This window comes from Sabulicella flocculans (genome assembly GCF_045449635.1).
Lineage (GTDB): Bacteria > Pseudomonadota > Alphaproteobacteria > Acetobacterales > Acetobacteraceae > Roseococcus.
The window spans coordinates 1-18,476 of sequence record NZ_JBJJBR010000017.1 but is presented as its reverse complement, the minus strand read 5'-3'; the positions used below and the strand labels follow the sequence as shown (position 1 = coordinate 18,476).

Sequence of the window (18,476 nt, the reverse complement as noted above, 5' to 3'; positions counted from 1 at the left end):
TATTGGGACGAATGGATCGACAGGGTAGCGCGCCGCTCGGTCCGGCGCCGAGCGCCGACGCTGGTCCATCGGAGGCAATCGCCCGGCACGGGTGGGCTGGCACGCTCGCCATCTTCGTCGAGACCGACCCCTGGCAGGTACTGGCTGCCCTTCAGCGCTTCGTCCCCGACGCCGGCGAATCGCAGGTCACGGCGTGGCGCGACTCGATCCGCCTGCTCCGCGCCTGCGTCCCGGTCCTCCTGGCGGCGCAGCCGGAGGCCGCATCCTGGTGCCTCGTGCTGGAGTACGAGATGCCGCTTGAGGCCCGCCGTGCCGACGCCGTCCTACTCATCGGTGCTGCCGTTGTCGTGCTCGAGTTCAAGGGCAAGAGCGGCCCCACCGACGCGGACATCGATCAGACGCACGCCTACGCCCGGGACCTCCGCTGCTACCACGACGCTTGCCACGACCAGCCAGTCGTCCCCGTGCTCGTCCTAACCCGAGGTACCCGGATCGAGACCGAATCTCGTGGCGTCTTGGTCCGGGGATCGGCCGTGCTGCCGGAGCTGCTGCTTGCGCAGGTGCATGCCGCGGGCTCCCCTGTGACCCTCGCGCGCTTTCTTGCCGCGGATGCCTACCGCCCCCTCCCCACGCTGGTCGAGGCGGCGCGGGAGCTCTTCCGAACCGGGGATCTCCGTCGGGTCCACCGCGCCGCCGCCGTGACCGACGGCGCGGTGGCGGCGATCGCCGAGATTGCGCGCCAAGCCGCGGCCATGGGGAGCCGCCGCCTTGTCCTGCTCACCGGGGTGCCCGGGGCAGGGAAGACGCTCGTCGGGCTCCGCGTCGTCCATGCGCACATGCTCGACGACCTTGCCACGCCGCGCGACGGAAGGAGGCCCGCTGCGCCGGCGGTGTTCCTGTCCGGAAACGGGCCGCTGGTCGAAGTGCTGCAGTACGAGCTGAAGGGAGCGGGAGGCGGCGGCAAGGCCTTCGTCAGGGGCGTCAAGGACTACGTGAAGCAGTATGAAGGCCGCCGAGCAGCGGCACCGCCCGAGCACGTCCTGGTCTTCGACGAGGCGCAGCGCGCCTACGACGCCGCCATGGTCGCCGAGAAGCACAAGCTTCCAGTTGGCCATCCGGGGGCGAAGTCCGAGCCGGAGCACTTCGTGGAGTTCGCCGGCCGCGTCCCGGGCTGGTGCGTCATCGTCGGCCTTATTGGCGGCGGCCAGGAGATCAACCGCGGCGAGGAAGCGGGCCTGGGTCAGTGGGCGGATGCGATCCGCCACAGCCGGTCAGGAAGCGACTGGACCGTCCACGGACCGGCGCATGTCGCCGGGGCGTTTGGGGACCTTCCGTTCGAGCAGGACCTGGTGCTCAGCCTCGACCAGTCGCTCCGGTCGCACCTCGCCTCCGAACTGCACCGCTTCGTGGCGGAGCTTCTTCGTCGTGCGCCCGTCGAAGCGGCCGACCTGGCCGCGATCGCCGCCAGGCTCGCCGAACAGGGGCATGATCTCCTGGTCACGCGCGGCCTCGATGCGGCGAAGGCCTATCTGCGCGACAGGTATGCCGGCGACGCCGAAGCCCGCTTCGGCATCCTCGCGTCGAGCCGCGACAAGGAGCTCGAGGCGTTCGGCGTCGACAACCGCGGCCAAAAGCCGCCCGGTTTCCACGGCCCTTGGTACGGCGACCCCGAAGGGGCCCCGAGCCGCAGATCGTGCCGGGACCTGAACGCCTGTGAGACCGAGTTCGGGGCGCAGGGCCTGGAGCTCGATGCCGTGCTCCTCGCGTGGGGCACAGACTTCGTCGTGGACGAACGGGGGCATTGGTCGAACGCGCGCATGAAGCCGCACCGCAGCCCGCGCGTGCCGATCGCCGATCCCTGGCAGCTCCGCGCCAACGCCTACCGCGTCCTGCTGACCCGCGCCCGCGACGCGACGGTGGTGTTCGTTCCGCCGCTTCGGGAGCTGGAAGCGACCTTCCGGAGGCTCGTCGATTGCGGCTTCCGGGTCCTCGCGGACCGGACCCCCGATGCCGCCGATTGAACGGCCGCCCGCGGACCGATCCCGACCGCGACCTGCGGCGCGTCGGGCCCGGTTCGTCGCCAGGTCGCTCGGATCGGCGCACCGCACCGGGAAGCGCGCGGCGAATCGGCCGGCATGAGCCGGCTGTCGCCCGTCGACCTCCTCCGGGCCCATCCCTGGCGGCGGGCGCTGTTCACGACATACTCGCTCAGCCTGTCCTTCTTCGAGGCCGTGGCGCTCGACGAGCTTGTGCGCCAGGGAGCCCAGCAGGCCGTCGTGCTGGCGGACGTGGCGGGCGTCCGCAACGCCCTGTCCGAGCTCGGCGCGCGGCGCGTCGGCCGCGACTACGAGGTGGAGCCCGTGGCGGTCGCGCGCGCCCACGCCTTCCACCCCAAGGTATCGGTGCTCGCCTCCGAGACGGAGGTGCACGTGCTGGTGGGGTCGGGAAACCTCACCTTCGGCGGCTGGGGCGGCAACCTGGAGGTCTTCGACCACCTGCACCGGGGCTTCGCCGCCGACGCGCTGGCGGACGCGGCCGTGTTCTTCGAGACTCTCGCCGCAAGCGACCGCGTCAAGCACGGCGCCGCCGCGCACTGCCTCCGGGCGGCGGCGGACATCCGCGGCGCGGCCGCCGGCGGCGTCCGCGCCGGCGCCGTCCGGTTCGTGCACAGCCTCGACCGCCCGATCGCGGCGCAGCTCGCCGACGCCGCGGAGGAGCTGGGCGGCGCCCGGAGGCTCGCGGTCGCGGCGCCCTACTGGGACGGCGGGGCGGCCCTGGACTCGTTGTGCGCGCGGCTGGGGCTGGAGCGCGCGCAGGTCCACGCCCACGGGGCCGGCGCCGTCCCGGGGCTCGGCGCGGACAACTGGCCGCGGGCAGCGAAGACGGCGGTCGAGGCGGTGGAGCTGGACCCGCTGCGCGACGCCGACGCCAAGGGCGGTCGGCGCCTCCACGCCAAGGCCTTCGAGGTCGTCTGCCGCCGGGGGCGCGTGACGCTGTCGGGCAGCGCGAACGCGACGTGGGCGGCCCTCGAGGCCAGCGGGAACGTCGAGGCGTGCGTCCTGCGCCTGGAGCGGGAGCCGTCGGTCGGTTGGACTTCGACCCCCGCGACGCCGCTGCCCAAGCCCGAAACCCCCGACGACGGCGAGGGCGACGCCCCCGCGAAGACGGGCATCCTGCGCGCCGCCCTCCAGGGCGACGACATCGCCGGGCGCGTGCTGAGCGGCGGCGTGTCCGGGCGCGTCGAGGCCTTCGCCGTCTCGGCGGCCGGCCGGCGAGCGCTGGGCCCCGGGCACGTCGGGCCGGACGGCGGCTTCTCGCTGCGCGCGCCGAGCCTGGAGCTCGAGGCGTGGCGGGGCGCCCGGCTGGTGCTGCGCCTCGAGGCGCCGGACGGCTCGGAGGCCGAGGGCTTCCTGTCCTTCGCCGGCTTCGCGGAGATCCTTCGCAGGGCCGGCCCCGTCGCGCCGCGCCTCTTCGCGGTGTTGGCCGGGTCGGAGGTGCCGTCGGACGTGGCGGCCGTGCTGAGTTGGGCCTGCGACAACCCCGGCCGCCTGGCGCAGGGCGACGGCCCGCCGATGGGGGGCCGCGCGGGCCGCGCCGAGCCTTGCGAAGCCCGCGCCAACGTCGCGTCCTTGCTCGGCGAGAGGCGGGGAGGCGAACCCGCGGGCGGCGCCGGCGCGGCGGACGGCGGGGGCGCCGGATGGCGGCGGTTCCTCGAAGCGCTGTTTTCCGCCCTCCGCGAGCGGCGCGGCCCTATCGCGGGGGCCGCCGAGGACCGGGCCGACGACGAAGGCGACGACGGCGACGGGGACGAAAGACCGGCAAGCCGCCCTGTCCGGTCCCAACGCAAGCCGGATCCGGCGTTGGCGAAGGCGCTCGACAATTTCGAGCGTCTGCTCGGCCTCCTGCTGGCGTCCGGCTCGGCCCCGCGGAACGCCGAGGTCGCCTTCGACGTCGCCCATTACGTGTGCGACCGGCTGCGGCCCGACCCGTCCGTGACGCGGCTCTGCCTGGAGCGGATCGTCCGGGCTTTCGCGGAGCGCGGGGTCTCGGAGCCGTTTCTCCCCGTCGCGGCCGCGGCCGCCCTGGTCGCCAGGGCGAGCGAGGGGGACGCAGTTGGCGCGGACATGCGGTGCCGAGCGCGGCTCCTGCGGCTCGGATGGGAGCCGTCCGGCCCTCCCCCGGACATGGCGCCGGCCGGCGCCTTTCTGGCGCTGCTGGCGCCGGACGCGCACATCTCGACGCTCTGGTCGGGCCTCGCCCGGGTCCGCACCATGCAGGAGCAGGTCCGCGCCTACCTCGGGGACCTGCGCGCCGGGGCGCGGGGCGGCCACTACCCCGACCTGATGTCGTGCACGGACGTCTGGCCGCTCCTCGCGCAAGCCCTGCGCGACGGGGGCGCGGGCCGAAGGGTTCTCCCCGTCTCCCGCGGCGCCGACGCGTGCCCGGTCCACGGGAGGGTGCTCCCGAGCGCCGAGGCGCAGCGCCTCAGGGCCCGCGGCGTCGCGCGCGCCCCCGACTGCTGCGGCGGCGTCCTCGTCTGCGAGGAGGCCTGAGCGGTGGCGGCCCCGACTCTCGGCGAGCTGTGCGAGGCCGCGGCGTCGGCCGCGGGGCCGCGCTTCGCGCCGCCTCTCGCGGTCAAGCTGGGCGGCGTCGATCCGCTCGGGCTGCGGCAGATCAACTTCGACCTCATGGACCGCGTCCTCCCCGGCATCAACAACGTCGGGCGGCACGTCCGGCCCTTCGTCGTCACCGCCTGGGCCTGGCGCCGGGCCGCCGTGCGCGCGCGCGACGCCGGGCTCAGCACCCTCGCCGTCGACCGGCTGAAGGACTTCGTGGACCGCGTCGAGGTCCTGTACGCCTGGTCGCACTTCCTCCACGAGGGGGGCGCGGACCTGCCGGGCCGCGACGTCCTCGCTCCGCTGCTGGGCGTGGCGTCGTACAGGTTCGGCGGCGCGGCGTGGCGCAAGCGTCGCGAGGAGCGCGAGCAGTCCACCGCGTTCACGGCCGCCATCACCTACGGCCCCGCGATGAAGACCCTGGGATGGCTGGTGCCGGATCCCGAGCGGTCGGGGGCGATGGCGTCCAACCCCGACTGCGTCTACCAGGACGCGCTGGACGCCTTCGAGGAGCGGATCAAGGACCGCCTCAGGCACCCCGCCTTCTCCGCCTTGGGCGAGGTCGAGGTGACGTCGGCCGAGGCCCGGGGCTGGAGGGCGGCGTGGGCGATGGACCAGCCCACGGAGGCGGAACGCCGCGCCATGGCCCACGCGCTCGCCGGCGCGGGGGCGCCGAAGGCGCGGAGGGCCGGGGTCGCGCTGATGGTGAGCGCCATGGGACGCCTCCCGGCGGACCGGTCCGATGCGGGCGACGCGGCCGCGCTGCGGCGGGCGATGTGCGAACCGGGGGCCGCCGGCGGATCGGGCGCGATGGAGGAAACGCGCCTGGCGTGGCGAACCGTGCAGGTGCGGCAGGCCTTCCGCCTGGCGCTCGAGGCGCTGCTGCACTGGACGGTCGGCGAGCTCCTGGCCGGGCCGCGCTCCACCGCCGATCTCGTCGGCGCCTTCCTCGGCCAGGTGCCGGAGCGGGCCGCGGCGGCGAACGCCCGCGCGTGGCTCGCCGACGTCGCCGCGCCCAACCCCGTCGACGCCATGGACGCCATCGAGCGGGCCCTGGAGGCGCCGGGCGGCGAACGCGTCGCGGCCGCGGTCGCGGACGCCCTGGCCTTCTGCCTGCGGGAGACGCCCCGCGAGGCCGCGGCCTTCGAGCGGGCCGACCGCCTGCCGCTCGCCCGGGCGCGCGGCGACGCCGAGGCGTGGGGCGACGAGCCGGCGGCCGCGTTTCTGCGCCACGTCTTCGAGTCGTGGGTCTTGGCGCAGCACGTCTATTGGTCCGTGGGCCGCGGGCTTGCCGACGCGCGGGCGCGCGGGAAGACGCTGATGCGGCTGCGGGTGGTGCTGGAGGACGCCGGCTGGAGCGTGGCGCCTGGCGTCGGCCGCGGCGCCCGCCCGGTTCCCACGCGGGACCGGCTTGAAACCGCGCTCACGCTCGCCAGGGAGAGCGGCCTGCTGCCCGGCGTCGGCTCCGCCGCGTAGCCGCCTCGGCGGCCCGGGACGGGAGAGCCGCGCCGCCGCAGCGCCGCGGTCAGGGCACGCGCCGCTTCGTCACCTGCACGGAGAGGATGGCCGGCGCGAGATCGAACGTCGTCCCGGAAACGTTGCGGGCGAGCACCCGCACCGTGTTGTTTGACCAGACCGTCGCGTCGAGCTCGATGAAGCGCGTGCTGCTCGCAAGCGAGGCCTGCGCGAGGTCGCCCAGGCGGGCGCCGCTCACCGTCACGTCCGTGAGCGAGGTCGCCCCGGCGGCGAGGCTCGGGAGGTCCCACGGCACCTCGGCCGAGAACTCCCGTCGGCCGCCGTTGGGAGCGAGCGGCGTGCCGTTCAGCACCGGCGGCGCCGCCTCGGGCAGCGCGAACAGCCGCAGCGCCTGCAGGTCGACGGGGCCGTCGAAGCCCACGATGCCGAGCTGCGCGAAGGCGACCGAGGGCCCAAAGCGCAGGGTCTGCCGGCGGTTGAGGTTGGCGTCGTCCATCGGCGCGCCGCCCGTCCAGACCTTGCCCGGCGCGCTCCACAGCATCGTGGCGATGGAGGCCAGCACGTCGCCCGCCTGGTTCTCGCGGATCGCCCCCGCCGCGTCGAAGCAGCGCGCGAACAGCCGCCCGCCGGGGGCGTTGCCCGCGAGCCAGTGGACGAGGGCGACCTCCTTCACCTGCGACACGTCGAGCAACCACCCCATGCCGCGCTGCGCGGCCAGCGTGACGGCCCGGTCGGTGGCGGCCACGTCGTCGAGGCCGTTGAAGCAGAAGTCGGCCATGGCGGTCGCCGCCGTGGTGGCCGTCGATACCGTGAGCAGCCCCTCCACGCCGATCTCGGTGGCCGACTGCCGGAAGGTCTTGGCGCGGACGTTCTCCACCCCGGCCAGGTACCGCTGGAACCGCGACGCCGGCGCGCGGTGGCGATTGATGACGGCGTTGCCGCAGCGATTGGCCGTCGCCGTGTAGTCGATGCCGACCAGGTAGGTGTTGGTCCAGGCGACATCGTACTCGCAATCCTGGGCGCCTGCGGTGTGGCGGGCGGCGATGGGCGAGCAGGCCTCCATGCGCATGTTGCGCGCGATGATGGCGGAGCCCGAGGTCTGGTTCAGGAAGGGGATGGCGAGGTTCGAGCCCGCCTGGCGCAGCTCGAAGTTCGGCCCGTCGAAGATGTGCCGGTTGTGGTTGGTGTAGGCGCCCGGCTCGTTCCCGAAGCGCACCCCAAACCTGTCTAGCGTCGCGTTGATCCCGGTGGCGCAGGCGAAGTGCCCGCCGTAGTAGCGGATGGAGGTGTTCCAGGCCGTGGCGGTGGCGCACCAGACATCGAGACCTATCCGGCAATTGACGATGCGCCCCAGCGTGAAGGTGCTGTCCTCCACACCTCGCCCGTCGCCGAGCGTGCGCATGCCGATGGTGAAGCCTTCCACCCGGCGCAACTCGATCTGCGAGGCGTCGACGTTGCGCACGGTGATGCCGATATCGGCCTCGGAGGACCAGTCGGAGATGGTCTGCCGGATGACGTTCAGGCCCGCGTAGAGCTTCTCGCCGTTGCGGACGGTGCCGCCGTCGCCGAGCACCAGCACGCTGGTCGGCGCGGTGCCGGTGTAGCGGATGGTGCCCTGCATGATCAGGCCGCGGGCGGCGCCCGGCAGCGTGACGGTGCCGGAGACGTTCCAGGTGCCCGGCGGGATGATCGCCATCTTCTGGTCGGTGCCGGCGCGGTCGAAGGCGGCCTGAATGGCCACGCGGTCATCGGCCACACCATCGCCCAACCCGCCGAAGTCCGATGGCAGTACGGCCTCGCGGTCACGCAGGTACTTGGCCAGGTCGGTCTTGCTGACCTGGGTGTTGAGCACCATCAGGTCGTCGATGCGGGCGGGCATGTGGGGTCCTCCCGTCGGTCAGAGGGCGGTGGCGGTGACGGGGCCGACAAGGGACGAGACGTTGCCCTCGGGGGAGACGCTGCGCAGCCAGAGCCAGCGCGCCTGTCCGGTGGCGAGGCTGGAGCGTGTCCAGGGCAGCGTCGTGATCGTCGCGTGCAGCACCGCGGCGGCGAGGCTGTTGGAGGTGGCCTCGAAGACCTGCAGCGCAGTGGCGCCAGCGGGATAGGCGCCGGTCACCTGGATCCCGCCCACCACACCCACGGCAGCAAGGCCCGAGGGGGCGGCCGGGATCGCCGCCTCCTGCCAGCCGGACACCGCCCCGCTCCTCGCCCGGGCCCGCACGCGAAAGGCGGTGGGCTCCGTCGTGGGGAAGACCGCAAACAGCGCCCCCGTGCCCGCCGCCAGGGCCAGCCAGTTGGCGACCGAGGCGGGCCGGGCCTCGACCTCGTAGCTGGCGAGGTAGGCGGAGGGCACGGCCGCCCAGTCCGCACCCAGCGCCGTGAACAGGGCCGTGGTGGGCGTGGCCACCCGGATGGAGGCAGGCGTGGCGATGCTGCCCGGTCGCGGCAGGATCACGGAGGGGCTGTCCCCCGTGGCCCGCTCGTCCACGGCCGGGTTCCAGTCCCAGACCGCCGCGTCCTCCTCGGAGAGCGTCAGGTCGATCCCACCCTCGGGCGCAAAGCGCCAGCCGGTGATCCGCGCCGGGAAGGGCTCGATGCGGTCGATGGCGACCATCACCCCGTCCCAGGGGCGCAGGCGCAGCGCCGCGAGGTTGGCCTGCACCAGCACCGCGCGCTGGCGGCGGTTGCGCTCCAGCTCCAACTTCATGAGGCGCTGGACGGTGGCGGCGGAGGTCGTGAGAGGGAAGTCGAGGTCGCGGTAGATCGCCTCGCCGCCATCCTCGGTGACGTAGTTGCTGGCGAGCAGCGGCGGCGCGTCGGTGGGCTGCCAGTTCTTACCGGGATCCACGTAGACCGCCCGCACCCCGTTGAAGAGATCCCGCCGCGGGCGCGAGCCCATGACCGAGACGTCGCCGCGCAGATCGGCGGCGGTGATGGTGGCGGCCGGCGGCGCGGGCGCGCCGGCGTGGATCACGAAGCGCCCGCCCGAGACCACCATCGTGCCCGCCATGGCCGCGAGGAGCTTGCGGGTGATGGCGATCTTGCCCTCGCCGAGGGAGACGCGGCCGTTGACGGTGTAGCGGCGCTCGGCGGCGCCATCGCGCCGGCCCACGATCTCGTCGCAGATATTGGCGGCGGCGATGAGGGCGGGCATGTCGATCTCGTCCCACGCGGCCCGCCAGCCGAAGGGCGCGGTGAGGTACCAGGCGAGGCAGAGGGCCGGATTGTCGGACCAGCCGATGGCGCCGCTGCGTGGGTCGCGGATGGTGTCGGCGCCCTCCACGAGCGCGGCCATATTGGGCGGGCCTGAGGGGAAGGCCTCGGGCGTGATCTTGAGGCGCAGCGCCATGTAGGCGCGCCCGGCGCCGCGATGGGCCGCGGTCCATTTGCCGCTGGTCTCGGCGATGAGGTTGGCATTGGCCGCCTGGCCGGGGTCGCCGAGGTGGCGATCGATGCGGACCAGGCCGGCGAATTTCGGGTCGGTGGCGAGCGCATCGCCAAGCCAGACCTCGCCGATGGTGCGGACGCGATGGGCGGCGAGCACCACGACGGCGTGGAAGTAGCCATCGGCACGGCCCTCGTCGTCGGTGCTGCTGTGCACGAAGACGATGGGGCCCGAGACCTTGCAGCGGCCGAAGACCAGGGCGTGCTCGGTGATGGCCTGGCGGAAGGACTGGGTGCGGGCTTGGGCCTCGACGGCGGTGGTGGTGGTGCCGCCGGAGCCGCTGTCGTTGAAGCTGGCGCTGCTGCCGCGGGCGGCGGCGGTGTTTTGCGGGAAGACCTGGCTGCCGATGAAGGAGACGGCGATGGCGGCACCTGCGCCGACCAGGGCGCCGATGACGCCGCCGCCGACGGCGGCGGACCCGACCGCGCCTGCGACCACGGCGATGATGGGGATCGCAGCGGGCATCTGTCAGCCAATCCTCCAGGCGATCGTGCAGTCGGTGATGGGGGCGCGGAGTAGGCCGCGCGGTCCGACGAAGGCGACGCGGCCGGTGTCGAGGACGACGCCGAGGCGGTCGGGATCGGGCGCGAGCACAACGTCGCCGCAGCGTGCGAAGGCGGGAGGGATGCGCGGAAAGCCTGCGCTGTCGGCCGAGGCTGCGAGATCGGGCAGCGCCCGAACGCGGGGACGCTGACCAGTCACCGCCTCCACCGCCGCGATGGCGAACGCCGCGCAGTTCCAGTGCCGCGCATCGAAGGCGCGCGTCTCGGCCTCACGCAGGAGGGCTGCGAGCCGCGCGACCCAATCGGGATGGCGCATTATCGCGCCGGCAGTCGGATCTCGGCGTCCTGCAGTGCCGGCACGAACTCGAAGAACCGGTCGCCCGGGAACTCGGCCTGCTGGTCGGCGTCGGTGTAGCGCCGCACCTCGGCGCGCTCGAGGTCCACGAGCCGGCTTTCGCAGGCCAGCGTCACCCGCGGCTCGGCGCCGTCCACCACCTCCATCGTGTCCATAATGCCCGCCCAGAGCGGAAACGGGTCCGCCACGAAGGCCCCGTCCTCGTCCAGCAGCGCGAGCCACAGCCGCGCCGGGCGCAGCCGGTAGGAGCGCTCGGAGAGCGCGATGTCGATTACCTCCTGCGGCACCGGCGAGAGCGCGAGGGTGAGGCGGACAGCGCGCAGCTCGACCGTCTCCTCCACCTCGCCCATGGCACCGATGTCGCCGATGCCCTCGAAGCTGCGGCCGGCCCAGTTCAGCGTGCCGAGTCCGGACCACACCCGAAAGGCGCCGGTCGCGAAGTCGAGCTCGCAGAGGATAACGGGGGCGACGACGGGCGCGGTGGCGGCGGCCGCGGCCTGGACGGAAAGGCGCGGCGTAGCGCGAATGGCAGCGTCGGTCACAGCGCCTCCTCAAACCGGCAGGTGATGCTGGTGAAGCGCCCCGGCCGGGTTGGGTTGATCCCCTCGTCGTCGGAGACCAGGCGCATGGGCGTAGACACGTTCGAGAAGAACAGCGCCTCGCCGACCGGCGCGGCGGCGCGCAGCGGGGGCGCGATGGGGATGGAGGCCGTGCCCGTGCCCGAGGCCATGACGCGCGCGGTGGCCATGTACAGCCGTCCGCCGAGGCCGATGTGGTCGCCCGCGCCGACCGCCAGCGCGCCCGGCCACCAACCCTGCGTGGCCAGCGACAGCGCGCCGCGCGGCGCCCCGGCGGCGAGCGCAGGATTGCCCGAGCCCACCACCAACCCTGTCCCGTCCGTGAAGATCGTGGCGTCGTTGAAGCTGTAAGGGCCGTTCGGCACATCGCCCTGGGAGCGCGGATCGCCCGAGCGGAACTCGCGTCGGAAGTCGCGCAGGCGGACCGTGTTCACGGAGCCGGCGAGCGCGGCCACCAGCCCCTCCAGCACGCCGGCCAGGCGAGGGTTCAGCGGGTCGAAGGTCAGCTCGGCCACCCAACGCGCGCCCTCGCGCCGCAGCACCTGCGTCTGGCGCGTGAGCGGCGAGACGAAGCGCAGCGTGTTGGGCTGGAGGTAGAAGACCTGCCGGGAGGGGCGCAGTTCGGGCGGCCAGGCGTATTCCGTCATGGCTACCTCCTCACCGTGTCGTAGGCGGTGCCACCGCGGCGGATGGCGTCCAGCGTCATGGCGGTGGCCTGGCGGGCGATCTGCTGGCCCATCAGCCGCAGCCGCGCCTCCAGGCCCGCGTCCGCCCCGCGCGCGTCGATGTTCAACGTGGTGTGGATGATGGGGCCGCCCCCTGGCGCGGTGCCGTTCGGCAGCACCGTCCCCGACTGCTGGGGCACGAACCATTCCGGCCCGCGCTCGCCCACGATGTAGGGCTGGCCCGCCGTCACCGGCCCGCCCTCGGCGCGGAACAGCCCGCCGAGCCAGGATCCGATCCCATCGAAGATGCCGCCGAACGAGAATCCCGACAGCGCGCCGGTGAGCGCGTTGCCGAGCGGCTCGGTGATGGTGCGCCGCGCGATGATGCGGGCGATGTCCTGGCCGATGCCCTGCAGCACCTTGGACAGGCTCTCGCCACGGATCACCGCGTCCTCGAAGGCCGACGAGAAGGTCAGGCCGAGCTCGCGCGCGGTCTCGGAGGCGCGTTCGGTGGCGCGCTGGACACGCTCGCTGCCACGCTCCAGCTCCTCCAGCGCGGCGTTGGCCTCGCGGGAGATGGTCTAGTCGGGGATGGGCTGGCCGATGCGCTCGGCGCGCTCGACCAGCGTGCCCAGGTTGGAGAGCCGGCGCGCGTAGCGCTCATAGGCGTTCTCGTTCTGGCGAATGAGCGCCTCGCGCTCGCGCAGCACCTCATTGGCCTCGCGCTCGGCGTCGCGGTTGTCGCGCTGGGCAGCGGTGACGCGGCGGACGGAACCTTCGAGGCGGCGCAGGGCATCGTCGCGCTCGCGGGTGGCCAGCGTCTCGAGGCGCTGGCGCTCGGCGGCGTCGATCGCGCCGGAGGATTCTGCCTCGCGCAGGCGACGGACGCGGTCCTCGTGCTCGCTGTTGATGCGAAAGCGGTCGTCGAGTTGGCGGCGGAGTTCCTCTGCCTGCTCGGCGCCGCGGCGACGACGGGCCTCGGCGGCTCGGGCGTCGGCGTCGCGGCGCTCGGCCTCACCGCGCTCGGCGGCCTCGCGCTCGCCGCGGGCGACTTCCTCGACCAGTTCGCGGTGCTGCTGGCGAAGCTCCTCGAGGCGGCGGGCGCGATCCACGCCGGCCTGACCCTCGGCGGTGCCGACGAGGCCTGAGCGGATGCTGCCGCGGCGTGGCGTCCGACCCTCACCACCACCAGTGATCTCCTGCTCCAGCCTGGCGATCTCGGCGGCCAGCGCGTCGCGGGTGGCGCGCTGGTCGGCCAGACGCTCGCCCTCGGTGAGGAGACCGGCGCCGCGGCGCACGCCGTCCAGCACCTGGGCCGCACCCGACAGGGCTCGGGCCAGGGTGTTGGACAGGCCGATGGCCTGGTCGAGCCGGGCGAGGAACTGGTCGGCGGCCGCCGTCAGCTGCCCGAAGGCGCGGCCGACCGAGAGCGGCGCGCGCTCGAATTCGCCATTCACCCGCTCCACGGCGCGCAGCAGCGCCGGGAACACCGTGTCGGCGGTGAGCTTGCCCTCGGAGCCCAGCTTGCGGAGCTCGCCGATGGAGACGCCGAGCTCGCCGGCCAGCGCCTGCGCGAGCGTCGGCAGCCCCTCCAGGATGCTCCGCAGCTCGTCGCCCTGCAGCACGCCCGAGGCCAGGGCCTGGGCGAGCTGCTGGGTGCTGCCCTGGATCTCTGCGGTGCTGGCGCCGGACGAGATGGCGACGCGTTGCAGGCCGGCGACCAGGCGCAGCACCTCGTCCGAGGTGGCGCCGATCTCGCGGGCGGCGATCGAGAAGCGCTGGAAGGCGTCGACGCTCTCGCGCACCGCGACACCGGTCTGCAGCGCGTCGCGGTAGAGGGCCTCGTAGACCTCGGCGGCGCGCTCCACGCCGCCCACGGCGGTGGTGAGGCGGCCCATGGACTGCGACAGGGCGTCGCCCGCCATGACGAGGGCGCGCAATCCGGCGGCGACACCGGCGAGCTGGATGCCGCGGACGGCGACGTCCATGAGGGACAGGGCCCGCGAGGCACGGTCCGCACCATCCTGGATGCGGTCCAGGCTGCGCTGCCCGGTCTCGCCGACCTCGCGCAGTTCCGACTTCACGCGCGCGGCGTCGTCCAGTGACAGGCGGACGGAGACGCGGCGGGCGCTATCCGCCATGGGGCGACCCTCCGGCGTCATGGGTGGCAGAACGGCACGCTGCTGCACCGGCGGCGAGGCCCATGCGCAGCGCCGTCAGCAGTTCGGCGGCGGCCCAGCCCTGCACGCCCATCTCGCGCGCCAGGGCCAGGGTGCCGGCGGTGTCGAGTTCCAGGCCCGCCATACCGGCCGAGACGCAGGCCGTGCCCGCAGCCCACAGGGCGGCGCCCTGGGCGCTCGTTGGCGCGTGCAGGGCGTAGGGGCAGGTCAGGCCGCAGTCGCGGTCGAGCGCGGCACAGCCGCGGCAGTAGTCGGGGCCCTGGCCGAAGTGCCAGGCGGCGCGGGCCCTTAGCCGTTTCCCTCCAGGGCCACGGCGGTGACGGGGGTGGTGGCACGGTCCCAGAAGGCGGCGGCGATGTCGTCGAGGTCCATCAGGCGCTCGACCGCCTCACCGGACAGCGGGAGAGGCTTGCCTGTCGCATCGCCGACGCCCTCCCAGGCCGTGACGGCATGGCGGGCCAGCGCCTTGACGAGGAAGGCGAAGGCCAGGCCGCGCGCGAGGTCGGGGTCCAGGTCCGGGTTGGCCGCGCGCACCGCCCCGAGACGGCGCGCGGCGGCGGCCTGGGCTGCGGCCATCAGAGCGGTGGTGACGGGCAGCACCTCCACGCGCACGCCGCGCGGGAGGTCCAGCCAGACGGCTTCGGTGGGAAGGTCGAGGGTGAGCATGCTATGGTGCGCTCCGTGATGACGCGGTTGTGCACCCGGCGGCGGCGCCAGGCGTTGCGGGTGAGGAGGTTCAGATGACGGTGGTGCAGCTGACGAAGGAGCAGGAGGCGATCGCCCAGGCGGCGATGGCGACGGGCGAATTCGCTGGCCCGCAAGACGTGATCGACGCCGCGCTGAAGCTCCTGCAGGCGCGCAACGCGCAGCGCGCAGCCTTTCTCCAGTCCCTCGATGATGCACGGCGTGAGTCCGACGAGACCGGCTATTTCGAGATGGACCAGGTGGCAGCCGAGCTCGACGCCATCATCGCCGAGGCAGAGGCGCGACAGGGCGCCGGCGCCCGCTGAGCGGAACGACGCCGGAACCCTCGGCGAGGCTCACCGCACAGGCGCGGCGTGAACTGGCCGAAGCCGTCCGCTGGATCGCCCGCGAGGAGCCAGCGGCGGCACGAGGGTTGCGCGATGCGGTCGTGCTGGCAGCGCAGCGCATCGCGCGGCATCCGGAACACGGGGTTGTCCGCCGAGACCTTGCGCCACCCACGATCCGGTTCGTGCCGCTGCCGCGCTACCGCTATGTCCTGGTGTACGAAACGCGGGCGGCTGGGGTCCCGGTGATCCTGCGCGTGCTCCACGGCGCGATGGACCTTCCCGATGCGCTGACGGCTCTGCGCAGCACCACGCGTCAGGCGTACTCCGTCCCCGCCTGCTGGTTCCGCAGCGCCACGGTCATCATGCGTGTCGCCGTCGCGTTGAACGCTGCCCTGAAATCGAAGCTCGCCTCCACGCCCGCCGGCCCCTCGATCGGGGTCTTGGCCAGCGCCAGATACACCTCGTGCAGCGTCACCGTGAGGCTCCGGTTCGCATCGATCGTGTAGGCGAAGGCGAACTCGGCAGCGGTGCCGTTCTGCGCCTGGGCGAGCAGCGTGGTGTTCTCGAAGCGCACCGTGACCTGCCCCGTGCAGCGGGCGACGCCGGGGTCGACACCCTCAATTCGGCGATCGGCGCGGATGGTGCGGACCATCTCCATGCCGTTGCTGTAGGTCATGCGGGCGCCGGTCACCTGGGCAAGCGCGGCGCCGGCGCGGGTAATGGAGCCCTGCGCCTTGTTGAAGGCGGTGTAGGCCGCGCTGGTGGGCGTGCCGCCGGACGAAGAACCACCGCGCAACGAGCCCTGTCCCATCAACCCGAAGGTCGCGGTCGCTGGACCCGACGGCGAGAAGTCGATCTCCAGCGTGTCGGCGCGCACGCCGGTGCAGACGTCGAAGGACGGTACATCCGGATAGTCGATCTCCACGCTATTCGACGGCAACGCCGCCGCGCCCGACCCGAAGGTGTGGATGAAGTTCGGGTTGGTGCCGGTGGTGGTCGGCGCGCCGAGCAGCAGGCGCAGCCAGTGACCGATGTTGACGAGATCGACCGGCACCACGGCCTGGCCCTGCACGGTCACGGTGTCGAGGAAGGGCGCCGCGGGATCGCGGTTGCTGCCCACGCCGATGACGTCGGCATCGAGCAGCGGCTGCTCGGCGCCGAGGTCGCAGGAGAGGAAGGGCATGCGCCGCCAGTTGCCGGTGGGCGCGGTGCCGTAGGTGGTTTCGGGCAGCGTCAGCAGGCGGCAATTGGCGCCAATGGCACGGGGCATGGGATGTCTCCGGGATCAAGCCAGCGGCGAGCCGGCGACGGTGTAGAAGAGCGTGACGGGGATGGAGGCGGCGCGGGCGGAAGCGGCGCCTTCGAACTCGACGTCGTCGAAAGTGGGCGCCCCGGGGGCGGCCCATTCCACCGCGCCGCCGAGGGTTCGGTTGCTGGCAATACCGGCGGCGATGTCCACGAGCAGCGCGTCGAGCAGGGCGTTGCGTACGGCGGGCGTGGCGCCGGCGACCGTCACCTCGATTTCCGCGCGGTGCTCGATGGCATAGGCGAGCGGGGAGAGGATGGCGGTCTCCTCCACCGTCTCGCCATCGCGCAGGACGACGAGGCCGCCGGGCGGCAGGCGCTGCGGCGCGGTCTCTCCGCGCAGCACGACGGGTGCCGGGTTCCTGGCCGCCAACGCCGCGCCGATCCGGGCGTGCAGCGCGGCCAGCGCGTTCTCGCGCATGCTCATGCTGCCCGCCTCCCAGCCTCACGCTCCCATGCCGCCACAAAGCGCCCCGGCAGTCGGCGCAGCCCACGCTCGGCCGCGCCCTTCACGTCGAGCCGCTTGCGCAGCGCGACCTGCGGCAGCAGCACGAACATCGGCACCATGCCGCGCTCCAACATGCCGCGCGCCCAGGCCTCGCGACCCTTGCGATTGCCGGTGCCAATCTCGGTCAGGCCGCCGGCAATGAGGCGCGTGCGCCGACGCCGCCCGGTCTGCTCGCCCTGGCGCAAAGGCAGGCACCACACGAAGCCCCGCCCGGACTTGAACGGTCGCAGAAAGGCCTGGCCAGACGCGACCATCTGCGCGGGCGTGATGCGCGGCTTGGCACCACGGCGACCTCCCTGCCGGTTGAGGCTGGTCGGGATCGCGAGGAACTTCCGGCCGCCCTTGGCGCGAATGACGGCCCCACGCTCGAAGGCGTCGATGACGTTCGGCACCTTGGTCCAGACCAGCCCCGCCGGCCGCAGCGACTGACCCGAGCGTGGAAACACCTGCGAGCGCCAGGCATTGGCGATGCCGCGAGCATTGCCGCCCAGCGCGTCCGTCACCTGTCGGCGCAGCTCCGCCTTGACCTGCTCCGTCTCGGCACGGATCGCCTGCATGGCGGCGCGCTCGCTAGCGCGTACCTCCGCCGTGAGCACCTGGCGGAGGTCACCAATGATAGTGGCGGCGAGGCGCATCAGCCGTCGCGATCGTCACGGCGGCGATGGCCGATCTCGGTCTCCATCAGGGTGGAGAGGCGCTCCAGCAGCACGCGCACCTGCTCGAGGCGCCCGTCGACGCGCCAGACCAGCAGCAGGATGGCGATGAGGCCCGCGCCGTTCTCGGCCAGTTGAAGGATCTGCGGGAGGTCCATGGGGGCTCCTATCGCTGGCAGAGGACGCGCCAGGCGGTGCCGGTGGCGTCGCGGGTGGCGGAGGTGATGGTGAGGAGGTCGGGACCGACGGTGAGGGTGTCGCCGGCCGTGAGGGTGGGCAGCGCGGCGATGGGCACCGAGAGGATGTCGGTCGCGGCGATGATCTCGGTGGCGAAGGCGTCGGCCACGCGGTCGGGCGAGGAGCGCAGCACGCGCAGGGCGATGGGTGCGCCCGTGCCGCCCTGCCGGTAGATCGCCTCCACGCCGAGGTTCGGATCGGCCACCAGCGCGGCCATGGCCGCGGCAAAGGCGCTCAAGGCGCCCCCGCCATCATCAGCGATGCAGCGCGCACACTGCGCACGCGGCGGCTCCAACCGCGCCCGAAGTCCGGCCAAGTGTCGAGGCCGCGCAGGAAGGCGAGGCGGAAATCGCAGATGCGCCCGATGAGCGCCGCGCGATCATTGGTCGCGCGTGCCGCGCGCAGCGTCTTGGGGCCGATGGCGCCGTCGGCCGCGACCCCCAGCGCCTCCTGCAGCCACAGCGCCGCACGCCGGCGCCCGCTGTTCACGGCGGCGTCAAACACGGCGAGGTCGATGCCCGCGGGCAGTTCGTCGCCATGCACCGCGTTCCAGTAATGCGCGCGGTAGATGGCACGCGCCTCGTCCACCCCGAGCGCGCGCACCGCGTTGCAGGCGGTCGGCTCGCGTCGCCAGCCTTCCAGCGTGCGGCGCGTGATGCCGAAATTGGTGCAGCCGCCGGGATCGCGGGGATGGTCCACATAGCCGCCCTCGTGGCGGAGCACCTCCACCACGCACCCCGGAAAGCGATCGGGCCTAGCCATCACGCCCCCGATGCCGGCACGCGGGCCAGCATGGTGCGCACCGTGGTGTCGGCGGCGAGCGCCGCGGCGGTGGCGATGCCGACCTGGAAATTGCCGGTGGCGGTGGTGGTGAGGCGCCGGTTCGCATTGTCCCAGAACAGCCGCGCGCCGGCGGTGATGGCC

Annotated in this window: 20 protein-coding genes and 1 pseudogene; 5 read left to right on the top strand and 16 right to left on the bottom strand. The window is 73.4% G+C overall.

Annotated elements, in window-relative coordinates:
• The first annotated feature begins 11 nt into the window (after positions 1-11).
• The 3 genes from ACI6QG_RS14670 to ACI6QG_RS14660 all read left to right on the top strand — a co-directional run bounded on the left by ACI6QG_RS14670 (position 12) and on the right by ACI6QG_RS14660 (position 6,092).
• Complete coding sequence (locus ACI6QG_RS14670; RefSeq protein WP_407025322.1) at positions 12-2,021, top strand: DNA/RNA helicase domain-containing protein; 2,010 nt, start codon at positions 12-14, stop codon at positions 2,019-2,021.
• Positions 2,022-2,135: 114 nt separating this feature from the next.
• Positions 2,136-4,553: a hypothetical protein gene (locus ACI6QG_RS14665; RefSeq protein WP_407025321.1), complete on the top strand. Its 2,418-nt coding sequence runs from the start codon at positions 2,136-2,138 to the stop codon at positions 4,551-4,553.
• Positions 4,554-4,556: 3 nt separating this feature from the next.
• On the top strand, positions 4,557-6,092 hold the full coding sequence (locus tag ACI6QG_RS14660; RefSeq protein ID WP_407025320.1) for a hypothetical protein: 1,536 nt from the start codon (positions 4,557-4,559) through the stop codon (positions 6,090-6,092).
• Positions 6,093-6,141: 49 nt separating this feature from the next.
• On the opposite strand, the gene ACI6QG_RS14655 is transcribed toward ACI6QG_RS14660, so the two are convergent.
• The 9 genes from ACI6QG_RS14655 to ACI6QG_RS14615 all read right to left on the bottom strand — a co-directional run bounded on the left by ACI6QG_RS14655 (position 6,142) and on the right by ACI6QG_RS14615 (position 14,484).
• Positions 6,142-7,971 carry a pectate lyase family protein gene (locus tag ACI6QG_RS14655; protein WP_407025319.1) on the bottom strand — a complete coding sequence of 610 codons (1,830 nt, stop codon included), beginning with the start codon at positions 7,969-7,971 and terminating at the stop codon, positions 6,142-6,144.
• An 18-nt stretch (positions 7,972-7,989) separates the two neighbouring features.
• Positions 7,990-10,002 (bottom strand): phage tail protein, encoded by a 2,013-nt coding sequence (locus ACI6QG_RS14650; protein ID WP_407025318.1) that lies wholly within the window; start codon positions 10,000-10,002, stop codon positions 7,990-7,992.
• A 3-nt stretch (positions 10,003-10,005) separates the two neighbouring features.
• The gene (locus tag ACI6QG_RS14645; protein WP_407025317.1) at positions 10,006-10,356 is read right to left on the bottom strand and encodes a DUF6950 family protein; all 351 of its coding nucleotides are present in this window, start codon (positions 10,354-10,356) and stop codon (positions 10,006-10,008) included.
• On the bottom strand, positions 10,356-10,937 hold the full coding sequence (locus ACI6QG_RS14640) for a hypothetical protein (RefSeq protein ID WP_407025316.1): 582 nt from the start codon (positions 10,935-10,937) through the stop codon (positions 10,356-10,358). The genes ACI6QG_RS14645 and ACI6QG_RS14640 overlap by 1 nt, the downstream gene beginning before the upstream one ends.
• Positions 10,934-11,620, bottom strand: a complete 687-nt coding sequence (locus ACI6QG_RS14635; protein ID WP_407025315.1) for a hypothetical protein — start codon at positions 11,618-11,620, stop codon at positions 10,934-10,936. Before ACI6QG_RS14635 ends, ACI6QG_RS14640 begins: the two co-directional genes overlap by 4 nt.
• A 2-nt stretch (positions 11,621-11,622) precedes the next feature.
• Positions 11,623-12,084, bottom strand: coding sequence for a hypothetical protein (locus ACI6QG_RS14630; RefSeq protein ID WP_407025314.1), 462 nt, complete (start codon positions 12,082-12,084; stop codon positions 11,623-11,625).
• 135 nt (positions 12,085-12,219) lie between these two features.
• On the bottom strand, positions 12,220-13,779 hold the full coding sequence (locus ACI6QG_RS14625) for a tape measure protein (protein WP_407025313.1): 1,560 nt from the start codon (positions 13,777-13,779) through the stop codon (positions 12,220-12,222).
• Positions 13,769-13,942 carry a hypothetical protein gene (locus ACI6QG_RS14620; protein WP_213611160.1) on the bottom strand — a complete coding sequence of 58 codons (174 nt, stop codon included), beginning with the start codon at positions 13,940-13,942 and terminating at the stop codon, positions 13,769-13,771. The genes ACI6QG_RS14625 and ACI6QG_RS14620 overlap by 11 nt, the downstream gene beginning before the upstream one ends.
• A gap of 164 nt (positions 13,943-14,106) precedes the next feature.
• The gene (locus tag ACI6QG_RS14615; RefSeq protein WP_213611159.1) at positions 14,107-14,484 is read right to left on the bottom strand and encodes a phage-derived protein YdaY family protein; all 378 of its coding nucleotides are present in this window, start codon (positions 14,482-14,484) and stop codon (positions 14,107-14,109) included.
• A 74-nt stretch (positions 14,485-14,558) separates the two neighbouring features.
• On the opposite strand from ACI6QG_RS14615, the gene ACI6QG_RS14610 reads away from it, so the two are divergent.
• Together ACI6QG_RS14610 and ACI6QG_RS14605 are read left to right on the top strand one after the other, a co-directional pair.
• Positions 14,559-14,828: a type II toxin-antitoxin system ParD family antitoxin gene (locus ACI6QG_RS14610; protein ID WP_407025312.1), complete on the top strand. Its 270-nt coding sequence runs from the start codon at positions 14,559-14,561 to the stop codon at positions 14,826-14,828.
• A pseudogene (locus ACI6QG_RS14605) lies at positions 14,825-15,112 on the top strand (type II toxin-antitoxin system RelE/ParE family toxin); the annotation flags it as partial. The gene ACI6QG_RS14610 and the pseudogene ACI6QG_RS14605, both read left to right, overlap by 4 nt.
• A gap of 50 nt (positions 15,113-15,162) precedes the next feature.
• Here ACI6QG_RS14605 and ACI6QG_RS14600 read toward each other — a convergent pair.
• Genes ACI6QG_RS14600 through ACI6QG_RS14570 form a run of 7 tightly spaced genes read right to left on the bottom strand, consistent with a single transcriptional unit; the run spans position 15,163 to position 18,472 of the window.
• Positions 15,163-16,119, bottom strand: a complete 957-nt coding sequence (locus ACI6QG_RS14600; protein WP_407025311.1) for a phage tail tube protein — start codon at positions 16,117-16,119, stop codon at positions 15,163-15,165.
• Between the two features lie 15 nt (positions 16,120-16,134).
• The gene (locus tag ACI6QG_RS14595; RefSeq protein ID WP_407025310.1) at positions 16,135-16,581 is read right to left on the bottom strand and encodes a hypothetical protein; all 447 of its coding nucleotides are present in this window, start codon (positions 16,579-16,581) and stop codon (positions 16,135-16,137) included.
• Positions 16,578-17,297, bottom strand: coding sequence for a DUF6441 family protein (locus tag ACI6QG_RS14590; protein WP_407025309.1), 720 nt, complete (start codon positions 17,295-17,297; stop codon positions 16,578-16,580). The genes ACI6QG_RS14595 and ACI6QG_RS14590 overlap by 4 nt, the downstream gene beginning before the upstream one ends.
• Positions 17,297-17,473 (bottom strand): hypothetical protein, encoded by a 177-nt coding sequence (locus ACI6QG_RS14585; protein ID WP_156910204.1) that lies wholly within the window; start codon positions 17,471-17,473, stop codon positions 17,297-17,299. The genes ACI6QG_RS14590 and ACI6QG_RS14585 overlap by 1 nt, the downstream gene beginning before the upstream one ends.
• Before the next feature lie 8 nt (positions 17,474-17,481).
• Complete coding sequence (locus ACI6QG_RS14580) at positions 17,482-17,790, bottom strand: head-tail joining protein (protein WP_407025308.1); 309 nt, start codon at positions 17,788-17,790, stop codon at positions 17,482-17,484.
• The gene (locus ACI6QG_RS14575; RefSeq protein WP_407025307.1) at positions 17,787-18,284 is read right to left on the bottom strand and encodes a glycoside hydrolase family 108 protein; all 498 of its coding nucleotides are present in this window, start codon (positions 18,282-18,284) and stop codon (positions 17,787-17,789) included. Before ACI6QG_RS14575 ends, ACI6QG_RS14580 begins: the two co-directional genes overlap by 4 nt.
• A gap of 29 nt (positions 18,285-18,313) precedes the next feature.
• Complete coding sequence (locus tag ACI6QG_RS14570) at positions 18,314-18,472, bottom strand: DUF2190 family protein (RefSeq protein ID WP_407025371.1); 159 nt, start codon at positions 18,470-18,472, stop codon at positions 18,314-18,316.
• Positions 18,473-18,476 lie beyond the last annotated feature (4 nt).

What these genes read in the sequence shown, in the direction of transcription:
- ACI6QG_RS14600 (WP_407025311.1), bottom strand. Translation starts at nt 16,119, where the DNA reads ATGCCCCGTGCCATTGGCGCCAATTGCCGCCTGCTGACGCTGCCCGAA.
- ACI6QG_RS14650 (WP_407025318.1), bottom strand. Translation starts at nt 10,002, where the DNA reads ATGCCCGCTGCGATCCCCATCATCGCCGTGGTCGCAGGCGCGGTCGGG.
- ACI6QG_RS14615 (WP_213611159.1), bottom strand. Translation starts at nt 14,484, where the DNA reads ATGCTCACCCTCGACCTTCCCACCGAAGCCGTCTGGCTGGACCTCCCG.
- ACI6QG_RS14590 (WP_407025309.1), bottom strand. Translation starts at nt 17,297, where the DNA reads ATGCGCCTCGCCGCCACTATCATTGGTGACCTCCGCCAGGTGCTCACG.
- ACI6QG_RS14595 (WP_407025310.1), bottom strand. Translation starts at nt 16,581, where the DNA reads ATGAGCATGCGCGAGAACGCGCTGGCCGCGCTGCACGCCCGGATCGGC.
- ACI6QG_RS14665 (WP_407025321.1), top strand. Translation starts at nt 2,136, where the DNA reads ATGAGCCGGCTGTCGCCCGTCGACCTCCTCCGGGCCCATCCCTGGCGG.
- ACI6QG_RS14620 (WP_213611160.1), bottom strand. Translation starts at nt 13,942, where the DNA reads ATGGCGGGCCTGGAACTCGACACCGCCGGCACCCTGGCCCTGGCGCGC.
- ACI6QG_RS14645 (WP_407025317.1), bottom strand. Translation starts at nt 10,356, where the DNA reads ATGCGCCATCCCGATTGGGTCGCGCGGCTCGCAGCCCTCCTGCGTGAG.
- ACI6QG_RS14635 (WP_407025315.1), bottom strand. Translation starts at nt 11,620, where the DNA reads ATGACGGAATACGCCTGGCCGCCCGAACTGCGCCCCTCCCGGCAGGTC.
- ACI6QG_RS14655 (WP_407025319.1), bottom strand. Translation starts at nt 7,971, where the DNA reads ATGCCCGCCCGCATCGACGACCTGATGGTGCTCAACACCCAGGTCAGC.
- ACI6QG_RS14585 (WP_156910204.1), bottom strand. Translation starts at nt 17,473, where the DNA reads ATGGACCTCCCGCAGATCCTTCAACTGGCCGAGAACGGCGCGGGCCTC.
- ACI6QG_RS14670 (WP_407025322.1), top strand. Translation starts at nt 12, where the DNA reads ATGGATCGACAGGGTAGCGCGCCGCTCGGTCCGGCGCCGAGCGCCGAC.
- ACI6QG_RS14625 (WP_407025313.1), bottom strand. Translation starts at nt 13,779, where the DNA reads ATGGCGGATAGCGCCCGCCGCGTCTCCGTCCGCCTGTCACTGGACGAC.
- ACI6QG_RS14610 (WP_407025312.1), top strand. Translation starts at nt 14,559, where the DNA reads ATGACGGTGGTGCAGCTGACGAAGGAGCAGGAGGCGATCGCCCAGGCG.